This is a genomic window from Pelagibacterium halotolerans B2, assembly GCF_000230555.1.
Taxonomy (GTDB): Bacteria; Pseudomonadota; Alphaproteobacteria; order Rhizobiales; family Devosiaceae; genus Pelagibacterium; species Pelagibacterium halotolerans.
Map to the genome: position 1 here is coordinate 1,600,401 of NC_016078.1, position 13,362 is coordinate 1,613,762.

Sequence of the window (13,362 nt, forward strand, 5' to 3'; positions counted from 1 at the left end):
GCTCAGCCGGCCCGTGGGAAGACCCGAATGCCCAAGGGGCGCACCAGATCGGTCAACTGATCGGCGGAGACCCTGACACCCTCAAAGCTGGTAAGTTGAGTGACGTCGAGGCCGAGCAGCGTCGCGTCGCGCAGATCGGCATTGTCGAGAATGGCGCCGTTGAGATTGGCTTCGGAAAGGTCCGAGCCGCGCATGTCGGCGCTCGAAAGCGTCACCTGGCGCAAATCGGCCTGACGCAGGCTGCACTCGGAAAACATGCAATCTTCGAGCCGGGCCTGGCGGAAATTCGACATATCGAGTTGGGTGCCGATGAAGCGCACGCGGGACACCGCGACCCGGCCCGATGATTTGGCGAACCGCCCATCCTCGAAATCGGCCCCTGCCGCCTTGCAATACTTGAAGGTCGCATCGAACAGGCTCGCCAGTCCGAACTTCGCCGTCGCCAGATTGCAGTTCTCGAACGTCGCGCCCTCGAAATCGGCGCGGGAGAAATCGCAGCCCTGCCGGGTCTCCGCATCGAAGAACGAGCAGTTGGAAAATACGGCGTCGGTGAAATTCGCGCCGCCGAACCGTGCCCGCTCGAAGGTGCAGTTCTCAAATTTCGCGCCGGCCAGCTCAGCATCGGTCAGATGGGCGTCGCGGAAAACGCAATGGCGCGCATGAAACGCGCCATCGGGGAGATCGGTCCAGTCGATCGCCGAAAGATCGGCGTTCTCGACGGGCTTTTTGGCAAGGATCAACTCTTCGAGCTGGCCTTGGGTCATCACCACCATTTGGCGGGGGCCAGATCGAGCGCGGCGCTCTTTTCAATGACCCGACCGGCGGCGAACAACGTTTCCTCGTCGAATGGCTTGCCGATCAGCTGCAGCCCCAGCGGAAGCCCCTGCCCGTCCTTGCCAGCGGGAACCGCGATCCCCGGTAAACCGGCCATGTTCACGGTCACCGTGAAGATGTCGTTGAGATACATCTTGACCGGATCGGCGTGCAGTTCCTGATCGGCGATGCCAAAGGCCGCCGAGGGCGTGGCCGGGGTCAGGATGGCATCGACACCGGCGTTGAAGGCGTCCTCGAAATCGCGCTTGATGAGCGTGCGGACCTTCTGGGCGCGGACGTAATAGGCGTCGTAATAGCCGGCCGAGAGCACATAGGTGCCGATCATCACCCGGCGCTTGACCTCGCGGCCGAACCCTTCGGCGCGGGTGAGTTCGTACATGTCGGTGATGTCCTTGCCCGAAACGCGCAGACCGTATTTGACGCCGTCATAACGCGCCAGATTGGACGACGCCTCGGCGGGGGCGACGATGTAATAGGCAGGCAGCGCGTATTTGGTGTGCGGCAGGGAGATGTCCTTGACCGTCGCACCTTCGGCCTTGAGCCATTCGAGGCCCTGGCTCCAGAGCTTTTCGATCTCGTCGGGCATGCCGTCCATACGGTATTCGGCGGGAACACCGATGGTCATCCCCTTGACGCCCCGTTCCACAGCAGTCGCGAAATCGGGAACGGCCATATCGACCGAGGTCGAATCCTTGGGGTCGAACCCGGCCATCGACTGCAGCATCAACGCCGTGTCCTCGACGGTGCGGGCAATCGGCCCGGCCTGATCGAGCGAGGAAGCAAAGGCGACCGTGCCCCAGCGCGAGCAGCGCCCATAGGTCGGCTTGATGCCCACGGTGCCGGTGAAGGCCGCCGGCTGGCGGATCGAGCCGCCGGTGTCGGTGGCCGTCGCACCGGCGCAAAGCCATGCGGAAACCGCCGCAGCAGAGCCGCCCGAAGAGCCGCCGGGCACCAGATCCTTGTTACCGCCCTCGCCACGCCAGGGGTTGACCACCGGGCCGTAATAGGAGGTTTCGTTGGACGAGCCCATGGCGAATTCGTCCATGTTGAGCTTGCCCAGCATGACGGCGCCATCGGCCCAGAGGTGTTCGGTGACCGTGGATTCGTATTCGGGCTTGAAGCCATCGAGAATGTGGCTGGCGGCCTGGGTGTGAACGCCCTTAGTGGCGAACAAATCCTTGATGCCAAGCGGCACGCCTTCGAGCATGCCATTGTCGCCCGAAGCGATTTTGGCGTCGGATGCCTTGGCCATCTCACGCGCCTGATCGGCGGTGACGGCGACATAGGCGTTGAGCTTGTCGTTTCCGGCCTCGATCGCCGAGATATAGGAATCGGTGGCTTCGAGCGCTGTAAACTCCTTGGCGGCGATACCATCGCGCAGGGCTTTGAGGCTCAGACGGGTAAGATCGGTCACGGATAAATCCTTAGATCAGGGCCTTTTCGTAAAAGGCCGAATATTCGCTATCTGGGTAATCGAGAAAGGCGCCGCAGCGGGAAAAACCACCGCGCTCGTAAAGCCGCCAGGCCGGTTCGAACCCGGCCACGTTTCCGGTTTCGAGCTTGAGCATCTTGATGCCCTTTTGCCGGGCAAGCGTTTCGATGGCCTCGAGCAGCGCCACGCCAACGCGCTGACCGCGCACTTGGGGCAAGGTGTACATGCGCTTGACCTCGGCCATGCCCTCGCCGAACGTTTTCAGAGCCCCCATGCCCACCGGCTGCCCGGCCTCGTTGCGGGCGATGAACACAGTGGTATCCTCGCCCGCCATCTGCTCGACGGTCATCTGGAACTGGAATTGCGGCGGCGAGAGCGGGTTGAGATAGGCGTTGAGCGCCTTGACCAGCCCCCGCACCTCATCGGTCAACGGCGTCTCGATGGCGATGGTTACGGCCACGGCCTACTCCACGACCTTGGGGACCATGAAGAAATTGTCTTCCGAAATCGGCGCGTTGGCGACGATCCTGTCGGCATAGCCGCCATCGGTCACCGCGTCGTCGCGACGCCGCAGGGTCATGGGGGTGACCGAGGTCATCGGCTCGACGCCTTCCACATCGACCTCATCGAGCTGTTCGACAAAGCCCAGAATGGCGTTGAGCTCACCTTCATAAGCGGCGACCTCGTCTTCGGTGATCCGGATGCGGGCCAGACGCCCGATGCGTCTTACTGTATCGGCGTCGACCGACATAGCCATCTCCTAGCAAGCTTGGTGTTGAATGGGCTTTTAGCAATGGGCGTCCAGCAAACGCAATCGGCAAATCCGCCCATCGAAAGGCTTTATGGGTTCGATCGATCCGTCTTACACTTCCACCGCCAGCCGGGGCTCAAGGACGATCAGGCTCGTCTGGCTCAGGTTTGGCACGAGTGCGTCGAAGGCGATATCGATCTCGCCATCGTCGATGGCCAGGGCGATGAGGCGCGGACGGGCGATATCGAGCAAGGCGGTGCCGTGCGCCGCGCATTGCGCACCGGAACCGGAAAGAACGGCAATGCCATTGTCCGCGAACCGCCCCCATTGAGCCTCTGCCCCGGCGTCTTCGAGAACCAGCAGCCCTTCGTCGACCGAATAGGCAACAAGGCCGCGCGCTCCGAACCGGTAAAGGTCGAGCCCCTCGTCGCCCGCCTCCTCGTCGATCAGGCGCGGGCGACGGCGCGGGCTCCATTCGACCGCGTCGAATGCGTCGAGATCGGAACTCCGGGCAGAAATGACGGTCTGGGCGCCGGCGACCAGCTCGGTTGGGTCGATCCCCTCGGGCGCACCCTCGACATGGGTCACGACGATCCGCCCAGCGATCTGGATGCGGAAGGTCATATCGGCAAACCAGGTGATCTTCATTCCATTTCCCTTGCCAGTGCGGCGCAAACTGCTGATAAGCCGACACAGAGATCTCCGCAAGGAACCACGCGATGACCGACGCCCCCTACGCCCTCGCCGACCTGCATCCCGCGGGCAAGCTGATGGGGCTCGATCTGGGCACGAAAACCATCGGGGTGGCGATTTCCGATTCCCTGCGCATGGCGGCCACGCCGGTCGAAACCATAAAGCGCACAAAATTCACCGCCGACGCTGAGCGATTGCTGGCGCTGATCGCGCAGAACAACGTCACCGGCATCGTCATGGGCCTGCCGCTCAACATGGATGGCAGCGAGGGGCCCCGCGCCCAATCGGCCCGTGCGTTCGTCCGGAATTTCAAGCAAAAGACCGACCTGCCCATCGTGTTCTGGGACGAGCGCATGTCCACAATGGCCGTAACCCGCACCATGCTCGAAGCCGATCTTTCCCGCGCCAAGCGTGCCGAGGTCGTGGACAAGCTGGCCGCCAGCTACATTTTGCAGGGCGCATTGGATCGGCTGCGTCCGCGCTAAATGTCTGAAAATCGTACATTGCGCCTTGCCGCTCCCGCCGCCATACGGTAGGGACCGGCAGTCGCAAGTGGGACATCAGATGGCACGACGACAGCCAGAATCTTCCGACACGCAGCCCGGCGCGTCCGGCTCCTTCCTTCCTTTCCGCCACAGGCATTTGTTGGGAATCGCCCAACTCAACCCGGTCGAGATCATCGATCTTCTGGACCGGGCCGAGGCGATGATCCCCATATCGCGCCAACGCAAGACGCTGCCGAGCCTGGCGGGCAAGACCCAGATCAATCTGTTTTTCGAAAATTCGACCCGCACCCAGGCGAGTTTCGAGATCGCCGGCAAACGTCTGGGGGCAACGGTCATGAACATGGCCGTGCGGACCTCCTCGGTCGCCAAGGGCGAAACGCTGATCGATACGGCGGCGACGCTCAACGCCATGCAGCCCGACGCCATCGTGGTGCGGCACGGCTCGTCCGGCGCGGTGGAACTGCTGAGCCAGAAGGTCGAATGCGCGGTGCTCAACGCCGGGGACGGCGCTCACGAGCACCCCACACAAGCCCTGCTCGACGCGTTGACCATCCGCCGCCACAAGGGGCGGCTGAACGGGCTGACCGTGGCCATCTGCGGCGATATCGCCAATTCGCGCGTTGCGCGCTCGAACCTCATTCTTCTGGGCGCCATGCAGGCCCGTACGCGGGTCATTGCGCCCAAATCGCTTCTGCCGCGCGGTGTCGAACAGATGGCCTCGGAAGTCTTCACCGACATGGAAAAGGGCCTCGAGGGCGCCGATGTCGTGATGATGCTGCGGCTCCAGAACGAGCGCGCCTCGGGCAAGCTGATCCCCTCGGTGCGCGAGTATTATCGCTTCTACGGGCTCGATGCCGACAAACTGGCCAGAGCCAATGCCGACGCGCTGGTCATGCATCCCGGGCCGATGAATCGGGGCGTTGAAATCGATCCGGCCATTGCCGACGGGCCGCAATCGGTGATTACCGAACAGGTCGAGATGGGCGTTGCCGTGCGCATGGCGGTGCTCGATGCGCTGCTCAACAAGGAGGAGGATAAATGAATAAGCCTCTTCTTATAGAAAACGCCCGCATCCTCGATCCCGCCAGCAATGCCGATTTTACGGGTGCCCTGCTGATCGAGAACGGAACCATCTCCGACATCGCCGAAGGCAAGGCGCCAGGCGCTCCGGAAAAAGCCGAAACCATCGATGCCAAAGGGCTGGTGCTGGCGCCGGGTCTTATCGACATGCGGGTGTTTACCGGCGAGCCCGGCCACGAATACCGCGAAACGCTCAAGAGTGCCGGCCGCGCGGCGGCGGCGGGCGGGGTGACATCGATCCTCGTCATGCCCGACACCCAGCCGGTGATCGACAACAGCGCGCTGGTCGAATTCATCGCCCGGCATGCCGAGGCGACGACCTGCGTCAATGTTCTACCCACCGCAGCGATCACCACGGGAACCGAAGGCAGGGACCTCACCGAATTCGGGCTGCTCAAGGAAGCCGGCGCGGTCTGTTTTACCGAGGGGCGCAAGGCGCTCCAGAGCAGCGCGGTCATACGCGCCGCCATGGTCTATGCGACCAATTTCGACATGCCGATCATGCACCTGCCCGCCGATGCGCACCTCGTTTCCGACGGCGTGATGAATTCGGGACCGCTGGCCACCTTCCGGGGCCTCAAGGGCATTCCGGCCGAAGCCGAAACCATCCCGCTCGACCGCGACCTGCAGCTGGCGCTGATGACCGGTGCGCGCTATCACGCCGCCGCCATCTCGACGGCCCGGTCCGCAGAACTCGCCGCGTTCTACAAGCAGCGCAGCAGCGCCATTTCGGTCGGCGCCTCGATCAACAATCTGTGCCTCAATGAAAACGACGTCGGTTCGTACCGCACCTTCTTCAAGCTCAACCCGCCTTTGCGCACCGAGGACGACAGGCTGGCACTGGTCGAAGCGCTCAAGGACGGGACCATCGACGTTATCGTGTCGGACCACGATCCGCAGGACGCCGAAGGCAAACGCCAGCCCTTCGCCGACGCGGCGACCGGCGCGATAGGGCTTGAAACCCTGCTGGCCGCCGCAATGCGGCTGGTTCATTCGGGCGATGTCGATCTGATGACGGTGCTGCGCGCCATGACGGCGCGGCCCGCCGAAATTCTGGGCATCGACGCGGGACGGATTATCAAGGGCGCCAAGGCCGATCTTTGCCTTTTCGATCCGGACTATCCCTGGATCGTCGAGGAAGCTACCATCCGCTCGCGTTCGACCAACACGACCTTTGAGAACGCCCGCATGTCCGGCAAGGTCATGGCGACCCTGGTCGGCGGGCAAATCGTTTACAGGGAGGAAGCCTTCGCATGACCCAATATGCGCTGGCTCTTATATTGGGATATCTGCTGGGATCCGTCCCCTTCGGATTTCTGATTACGCGCGCAGCCGGACTGGGCGATGTGCGCACAATCGGCTCGGGCAATATCGGGGCGACCAATGTCCTGCGCACCGGTCGGCGCGATATTGCAGCCCTCACACTGATCCTCGATGCCGGCAAGGGCGCCGTCGCGGTTCTGATCGCCAGCATGCTGTGGGGATATGATTTCGCGCTGATTGCGGGGGTTGCCGCCTTTTTCGGCCACATATTCCCCGTCTGGCTCGGCTTCAAGGGCGGCAAGGGCGTTGCGACCTATGTCGGCATCCTGCTGGCGCTCAACTGGGTCGTGGGACTGATCTTTTGCGCGACATGGCTTTTGATCCTATTTGCCCAGCGCTATTCCTCGCTCGCCGCCCTGACCGCGGCGGCCACAGCCCCAATGTTCGCATTCGCCTTTTCCGGCGTGCAACTGACCTGGGTGACAGCGATCCTCTCGATCGTGCTGTTCATCACCCACCGCGAGAATATCGTGCGGCTGGCAAGAGGCACTGAAAGCAAGGTCGGCGGCAAAAAGAACGCCGGACAAAGCTAGGCCGACAAAGATGACGCGCTCGAGCCTGACCCCATCCCAGCGCGTTTCCTGGCTCCGCCTCATCCGCGCCGACAATGTAGGGCCGACCACGTTCCGTACGCTCGTCAACCGGTTCGGCTCAGCCGAGGCAGCGCTTGATGCCCTGCCTCATCTGGCCCGGCGGGGTGGCGGCCAGCACCTCACAATCCCCAGCATGGATGAAGCCGAGGATGAAATCGCACGGACAGAAGCGATCGGCGCGCGGCTGGTCGCGATCAACGATCCCGACTATCCGCCTCACCTCCGCCATGTTTCCGGACCTCCGCCACTTCTGACCGTGATGGGCGGCGGTGCGCTTTCCGCACAAAGGACCGTAGGCATCGTGGGCGCGCGCAACGCTTCGGCCGCGGGGCGGCGCATGGCTCAGCTTCTCGCCACCGATCTGGGGCGCGAAGGGTATATTATCGTGTCCGGTCTGGCGCGTGGTATCGACGCCGCGGCGCACCACGCCTCGCTCCAGACCGGTACGGTTGCTGTGATGGCGGGCGGCCTCGATCACATCTATCCGCAGGAAAATGTGGGCCTTGCGCAATCCATAGTCGATGCCGGCGGGACGCTGGTCACCGAAATGCCCATCGGCTGGGAGCCACGCGCCCGCGATTTTCCCCGCCGCAACCGGCTCGTGGCCGGCATCTGCCTCGGCGTGGTCATCGTCGAGGCCGCAAAGCGGTCCGGATCGCTGATTACCGCCCGGCTGGCACTGGAACAGGACCGGGAGGTTTTCGCCGTGCCCGGGTCGCCCCTCGATCCGCGCGCCGAGGGCGGCAATCACCTCATCCAGCAAGGCGCCAAACTGGTCACCGGCGCGCGCGACATCATCGCCGAACTCACCCATGCCGATCCCGGACGCCTGCCGTTGTTTGAGAACGAAACGCACGATGCCCCGCCGCCTTCCCCAGCGGCCGATCCCTCGGAAGACGAACGCACCCGCCTCCTGACTGCACTAAGCCATGCCCCGACAGCGACCGACATGCTGATCGAGGCAACCGGCATTTCGGCGCCCGTCATGCAGATTCTGTTACTGGAACTGGAACTGGCGGGGCGGGGGGAACGATCCGCCGGCCAGCTTTTCGCGCTAAGGGCATAAGGGCTCGCTCGTGAGCATCGCGGTGCTACCTCACGCGTTTGGGCCCGTGGAGCCACCGCCAATAGACTGCAATAACCGCGCGCAATTGACAGACGCCGACGCTTTCACCATTTTGCGCGGACCTTGTGGGCGGGTGTCTTCCGCCCTATCTCCACCCCTTCAAGGCAATTCTCTCTTATTCGCGGAGCCGTCACAGGCATGAAAGTCGTCATCGTCGAAAGCCCGGCCAAGGCAAAGACCATCAACAAATATCTGGGCAAGGACTTCGAGGTCCTGGCCAGCTTTGGCCATGTGCGCGACCTGCCCGCCAAGGACGGATCGGTGCGGCCCGACGAAGATTTCGCCATGAGCTGGGAAGTCGATACCAACTCCAAAAAGCGCCTGGCCGACATCACCCGCGCGCTCAAGGGCGCCGACGAATTGATTCTGGCAACCGACCCGGATCGCGAAGGCGAGGCCATTTCCTGGCACCTGCTCGATGCGCTCAAGGCGAAAAAAGCCATCAAGGCCGACATGCCGGTCAAGCGCGTGGTGTTCAACGCCATCACCAAGGATGCGGTGACCACCGCCATGCAGCATCCGCGCGATATCGATGCGCCGCTGGTCGACGCCTATCTGGCGCGCCGGGCGCTCGACTATCTGGTAGGCTTTACGCTCTCGCCGATCCTGTGGCGCAAGCTGCCCGGCTCGCGCTCGGCGGGTCGCGTGCAATCGGTCGCCCTGCGACTGGTCACAGAGCGCGAGGAAGAGATCGAGCGCTTCAAGCCGCAGGAATACTGGAGCGTCATCCCGACCCTTAATCAGACCGGCAAGAGCTTTGCGACGCGGCTGTATTCGGTCGATGGTGACAAGACCGACAAGCTGGCCATCAAGACCGGCGAGGATGCGCAGGGGCTGAAAACGGCGATCGAGAAGGGCAATTTCAAGGTTGCCAGCGTCGACAGGAAGCCCACAAAGCGCAATCCTTACGCGCCGTTCACCACCTCCACGTTGCAGCAGGACGCCTCCTCGCGGCTGTCGCTGTCGCCCTCGCGCACCATGCAGATCGCCCAGCGCCTCTATGAGGATGGGCTGATCACCTATATGCGGACCGACGCCGTGCAGATGGCGCCAGAGGCCATCGAAGCAGCGCGCCGGGTAATCGGCAAGGAGTTCGGAAGCGAATACGTGCCCGAAAAGCCGCGCTTTTACAGCACCAAGGCCAAAAACGCCCAGGAAGCCCACGAAGCGATCCGCCCCACCGATCTGGGCAAACACCCCGATACTCTGCGCAATCTCGACCCCGACCAGCACAAGATCTACCAGTTGATCTGGCGCCGCGCGCTGGCCAGCCAGATGCGCTCGGCCGAAATCGAACGCACCACCGCCGATATCGACGTCCTCGCGGCCGGTCGTGCCATCACGCTGCGCGCCACGGGCTCGGTTGTAACCTTCCCGGGTTTTCTCGGGGTCTATGGCGTTGAAAAGACCGACGAGGACGATGAGGATGGCAAGGACCTGCCCGCGCTCAATGTCGGCGACACTCCCGCACTCGAAAATGTCGCGATCGAACAGCACTTCACCCAGCCCCCTGCCCGCTACACCGAAGCGAGCCTCATCAAGAAGATGGAAGAGTTGGGGATCGGCCGCCCCTCGACCTATGCGGCGACGCTCAAGACGCTCCAGGATCGCGACTATATCAAGCTCGAAAAACGCGCCATCATGCCCGAGGATCGCGGGAGGCTCGTGACGGCGTTCCTGCAGAGCTTTTTCACCAAATATGTCGAATACGGCTTTACCGCCGGGCTCGAGGAAGAACTCGACGAGATTTCTGCCGGCGAGATCGACTATAAGGAAGTGCTGCGGCGCTTCTGGAAGGATTTTTCCCATCAGGCCGACGAGATCAAGGATCTGCGGGTTTCCGAAGTCCTCGACGCGCTCAATGACCTGTTGGGACACCATATCTTTCCCGAGCGGCCCGACGGCACCGATCCGCGCCTCTGCCCGACCTGCGGCACCGGCCAGCTTTCGCTGAAACTGGGCAAGTACGGCGCCTTTATCGGCTGCTCGAACTACCCCGAATGCCGCCACACCCAGCAATTGGCCGAAAGCGCCACCGGGCAGGCGTCCGAAGCCGCGCAGGGCGATGGCGTTCTGGGCGCAGACCCAGAAACCGGAGCGGAGATCTATCTCAAGACCGGCCGGTTCGGTCCCTATGTCCAGCTTGGCGAAGATGCCAAGGATGCCAAGCGCTCCTCGATCCCCAAGGGCTGGGATGCGGGCTCGATGGATCTGGAAAAGGCACTGAAACTACTGTCGCTGCCGCGCGAAGTGGGTTTGCATCCCGAGGACGGCAAGCCGATCAGCGCCGGGATCGGCCGTTACGGACCTTTCGTGCTTCACGAGAAGACTTACGCCAATCTTCCTGATGTGGAGGAGGTTTTCACGGTCGGGCTTAACCGCGCCGTTGACCTGATTGCCCAGAAGCGGGCTGGCGGCGGACGCGGAGGGCGTGGCGCTGCCGTGGCGGCGATCCAGACCTTCGAGCATGATGACGGTCCAATTACCGTGCGCGCGGGCCGCTACGGGCCTTATGTCAATCAGGGCAAGGTCAACGCCACCCTGCCCAAGGATCTGGCACCCGAAGCCGTGACGCTTGAAAAGGCGCTGGAACTGATCGCCGCCAAGGGCGGTTCGAAGAGTAAGGCGAAAGCCAAGCCCAAGCCGGCAGCGAAAAAGCCGGCGGCAAAGAAGACGGCAACCAAAAAGCCCGCGGCCAAAAAGAAGGCCGAGGCCTAAAGGATAGAAATGGCCAAACGCACAGGACAGTCCCCTTCGGCCCCTGCTCCGCGCAAGGGTCGGCGTTCGGCCAGTTTCACACCCGGCCAATTGCCGACCCGCGAACAGATTCTCGAAGCGATCGCCGATTTCCCCGAGATCAATTCCAAGCGCGAGATCGCCCGGCATTTCAACATCAAGGGCGATGATCGCGTGCCGCTCAAGGTGCTGCTGCGCGACATGGAAAAAGAGGGCCTTCTGGCCCGCAAGCGCAAGGAATTGCGCCCGGTCGGCGAATTGCCCGCCGTGACCGTGCTCGACATCCCCGCCGATGCCGATCCCGACAACCTCCACGCCTTCCCGGCCAAATGGGATGAGGACGAAGGCGAAAAGCCCCGCGTGACGGTGTCCGTAGGCAAGGATGCCCGCGTGGTCCCTGGCCCCGGCGACCGCATTCTGGCCCGCATCCAGCGCGATGGCGGCACGGTGCCCACCTACACCGCGCGGCCCATGAAGGTGCTCGACAAGCCCCGCAAGGCCGATCTGGGCATCGTGCGCATGGACGATGATGGTGCGCGGCTGGTGCCCATCGAGCGCAAGGCGCGCGAGATGCGGATTTCCGCCGGCGATCTGGGTGACGCCAAGGATGGCGACCTTGTCGAAGTCGAAGTAACGGTTTCGGGCCGCATGATGATCCCGCGCGCCAAGGTGGTGAGCGTTGTGGGCAACCCGCAATCGGAGGGGGCGGTCAGCCTGATTGCGCTCCATTCGCTCGATATTCCCTACAGGTTCCCCGCTTCGGTGCTCAAGGAATCCGAAGAGGCTCAGGAGGCAACGCTCAAGGGCCGCGAAGACTGGCGCGACATTCCGCTCGTCACCATCGACCCCGCCGACGCCAAGGACCACGACGACGCCGTCCACGCCGAACCCGATACCGACCCCAACAATGCCGGCGGCTTCATCATCCGCGTGGGGATCGCCGATGTTTCCTATTATGTGAAGTCGGGCTCGGCCATGGACCGCGAGGCCTTCCTGCGCGGCAATTCGGTCTATTTCCCCGACCGCGTCGTCCCCATGCTGCCCGAGCGCATTTCCAACGATCTGTGCTCGCTGCGCGAAGGCGAAAATCGCGCGTCCATGGCGCTGCGTATCGTGATCGACGCCGAAGGCAACAAGAAGACCCATTCCTTCCATCGGGTCATGATGCGCTCGGCGGCCAAGCTCAGCTACCAGCAGGCCCAGGCTGCGATCGACGGCAAACCCGACGACGTCACCGGCCCGTTGCTCGAACCGATCCTGAGGCCCCTGTGGGCCGCCTACGCGGCGCTCTCGAAAGCACGAGACCGGCGTGGTCCGCTGGCGCTGGACCTGCCCGAGCGCCGCATCCGGCTCGATGCCAATGGCATGGTCGAAGGGGTTTACGTGCCCGAACGGCTCGACGCCCATAAGCTCATCGAAGAAATGATGATCCTTTCCAACGTCTGCGCCGCCGAGACGCTGGAAAAACACAAGCTGGGCCTGCTCTATCGCGTCCACGACACGCCCAGCCGGGAAAAAGTCGTAACGCTGGGCGAGTTCCTCAAATCTCTCGACCTGCCCGTCCCGCGCAGCGAGGCGTTGCGGCCCAAGGATTTCAACCAGATCCTTTATCGCGCCGAAAAGGCCGGCAAGAGCCAGCAGGTCAACGAAATGGTTCTGCGCAGCCAGGCGCAGGCCGAATATGCGCCGGGCAATTATGGCCATTACGGCCTCAATCTCGACCGCTACGCCCACTTCACCTCGCCCATCCGTCGCTATGCCGATCTGATCGTGCATCGCGCCCTGATCCGCGCTCTCGATCTTGGCGATGACGGGCTGAGTGTGGCTGAGGAACAGCGGCTCGGCTCGATCGGCGAGCACATTTCGGCCACCGAGCGCCGCGCCATGGTTGCCGAGCGCGAAACCGCCGATCGGCTGCTCGCCCAGTATCTCGCCGCCCATATCGGCGCCCGGTTCACCGGCAAGATCGCCGGTCTGGTCGGCGCGGGCCTGTTCGTGCGGCTCGACGAGACCGGCGCCGATGGTTTCGTGCCCGTCTCCTCGCTCGGCCAGGATTATTTCCGCCATTTCGAGGACCAGCAGGCCCTGATCGGTGAACGCACCGGCGAGCGGTTCCGAATCGGTGACCGCGTGGAGGTGCGACTGCTTGAAGCAGCGCCCATGGCTGGCGCGCTGCGGTTTGAAGTTCTATCTGAAGGCGAACGGGTCAAACCGCCCGGTCCGACGCGCGGTCGCAGAGACCGCAAGGGCAAGCCGACACCGCGCGGACACCGCGCGAGGAGATAGCC

The 13,362-nt window shown here is 63.2% G+C and carries 12 protein-coding genes; 7 read left to right on the forward strand and 5 right to left on the reverse strand.

Annotation, left to right across the window (positions count from 1 at the left end; genetic code table 11):
• Positions 1-2: 2 nt before the first annotated feature.
• The 5 genes from KKY_RS19560 to KKY_RS07745 all read right to left on the reverse strand — a co-directional run bounded on the left by KKY_RS19560 (position 3) and on the right by KKY_RS07745 (position 3,665).
• The gene (locus KKY_RS19560; RefSeq protein WP_158308062.1) at positions 3-764 is read right to left on the reverse strand and encodes a pentapeptide repeat-containing protein; all 762 of its coding nucleotides are present in this window, start codon (positions 762-764) and stop codon (positions 3-5) included.
• On the reverse strand, positions 764-2,248 hold the full coding sequence (gene gatA / locus KKY_RS07730) for an Asp-tRNA(Asn)/Glu-tRNA(Gln) amidotransferase subunit GatA (RefSeq protein ID WP_014130763.1): 1,485 nt from the start codon (positions 2,246-2,248) through the stop codon (positions 764-766). The genes KKY_RS19560 and gatA overlap by 1 nt, the downstream gene beginning before the upstream one ends.
• Before the next feature lie 10 nt (positions 2,249-2,258).
• Entirely contained in the window at positions 2,259-2,726 is a 468-nt protein-coding gene (locus tag KKY_RS07735; protein WP_014130764.1) for a GNAT family N-acetyltransferase, read from the reverse strand.
• 3 nt (positions 2,727-2,729) lie between these two features.
• Complete coding sequence (gatC, locus tag KKY_RS07740) at positions 2,730-3,017, reverse strand: Asp-tRNA(Asn)/Glu-tRNA(Gln) amidotransferase subunit GatC (protein WP_014130765.1); 288 nt, start codon at positions 3,015-3,017, stop codon at positions 2,730-2,732.
• A 111-nt stretch (positions 3,018-3,128) separates the two neighbouring features.
• Positions 3,129-3,665, reverse strand: a complete 537-nt coding sequence (locus KKY_RS07745; RefSeq protein WP_014130766.1) for a hypothetical protein — start codon at positions 3,663-3,665, stop codon at positions 3,129-3,131.
• Positions 3,666-3,736: 71 nt separating this feature from the next.
• Here KKY_RS07745 and ruvX point away from each other — a divergent pair, with 71 nt between their 5' ends.
• The 7 genes from ruvX to rnr all read left to right on the forward strand — a co-directional run bounded on the left by ruvX (position 3,737) and on the right by rnr (position 13,360).
• The gene (ruvX, locus tag KKY_RS07750) at positions 3,737-4,195 is read left to right on the forward strand and encodes a Holliday junction resolvase RuvX (RefSeq protein WP_014130767.1); all 459 of its coding nucleotides are present in this window, start codon (positions 3,737-3,739) and stop codon (positions 4,193-4,195) included.
• Between the two features lie 79 nt (positions 4,196-4,274).
• Positions 4,275-5,258 carry an aspartate carbamoyltransferase catalytic subunit gene (locus tag KKY_RS07755; protein WP_050811682.1) on the forward strand — a complete coding sequence of 328 codons (984 nt, stop codon included), beginning with the start codon at positions 4,275-4,277 and terminating at the stop codon, positions 5,256-5,258.
• Positions 5,255-6,553 carry a dihydroorotase gene (gene pyrC / locus KKY_RS07760; RefSeq protein ID WP_014130769.1) on the forward strand — a complete coding sequence of 433 codons (1,299 nt, stop codon included), beginning with the start codon at positions 5,255-5,257 and terminating at the stop codon, positions 6,551-6,553. The genes KKY_RS07755 and pyrC overlap by 4 nt, the downstream gene beginning before the upstream one ends.
• On the forward strand, positions 6,550-7,152 hold the full coding sequence (gene plsY / locus KKY_RS07765) for a glycerol-3-phosphate 1-O-acyltransferase PlsY (protein ID WP_014130770.1): 603 nt from the start codon (positions 6,550-6,552) through the stop codon (positions 7,150-7,152). Before pyrC ends, plsY begins: the two co-directional genes overlap by 4 nt.
• 10 nt (positions 7,153-7,162) lie before the next feature.
• On the forward strand, positions 7,163-8,278 hold the full coding sequence (dprA, locus tag KKY_RS07770; protein WP_014130771.1) for a DNA-processing protein DprA: 1,116 nt from the start codon (positions 7,163-7,165) through the stop codon (positions 8,276-8,278).
• 198 nt (positions 8,279-8,476) lie between these two features.
• On the forward strand, positions 8,477-11,056 hold the full coding sequence (topA, locus tag KKY_RS07775; RefSeq protein ID WP_014130772.1) for a type I DNA topoisomerase: 2,580 nt from the start codon (positions 8,477-8,479) through the stop codon (positions 11,054-11,056).
• A 9-nt stretch (positions 11,057-11,065) separates the two neighbouring features.
• Positions 11,066-13,360 carry a ribonuclease R gene (rnr, locus tag KKY_RS07780; RefSeq protein WP_014130773.1) on the forward strand — a complete coding sequence of 765 codons (2,295 nt, stop codon included), beginning with the start codon at positions 11,066-11,068 and terminating at the stop codon, positions 13,358-13,360.
• Positions 13,361-13,362: the final 2 nt, after the last annotated feature.

Bases quoted from the DNA above. Each gene is read 5' to 3' on its own strand.
- KKY_RS07755 (WP_050811682.1), top strand. From the start codon at position 4,275: ATGGCACGACGACAGCCAGAATCTTCCGACACGCAGCCCGGCGCGTCC.
- plsY (WP_014130770.1), top strand. From the start codon at position 6,550: ATGACCCAATATGCGCTGGCTCTTATATTGGGATATCTGCTGGGATCC.
- gatC (WP_014130765.1), bottom strand. From the start codon at position 3,017: ATGTCGGTCGACGCCGATACAGTAAGACGCATCGGGCGTCTGGCCCGC.
- dprA (WP_014130771.1), top strand. From the start codon at position 7,163: ATGACGCGCTCGAGCCTGACCCCATCCCAGCGCGTTTCCTGGCTCCGC.
- KKY_RS07745 (WP_014130766.1), bottom strand. From the start codon at position 3,665: ATGAAGATCACCTGGTTTGCCGATATGACCTTCCGCATCCAGATCGCT.
- KKY_RS19560 (WP_158308062.1), bottom strand. From the start codon at position 764: ATGACCCAAGGCCAGCTCGAAGAGTTGATCCTTGCCAAAAAGCCCGTC.
- rnr (WP_014130773.1), top strand. From the start codon at position 11,066: ATGGCCAAACGCACAGGACAGTCCCCTTCGGCCCCTGCTCCGCGCAAG.
- pyrC (WP_014130769.1), top strand. From the start codon at position 5,255: ATGAATAAGCCTCTTCTTATAGAAAACGCCCGCATCCTCGATCCCGCC.
- topA (WP_014130772.1), top strand. From the start codon at position 8,477: ATGAAAGTCGTCATCGTCGAAAGCCCGGCCAAGGCAAAGACCATCAAC.
- ruvX (WP_014130767.1), top strand. From the start codon at position 3,737: ATGACCGACGCCCCCTACGCCCTCGCCGACCTGCATCCCGCGGGCAAG.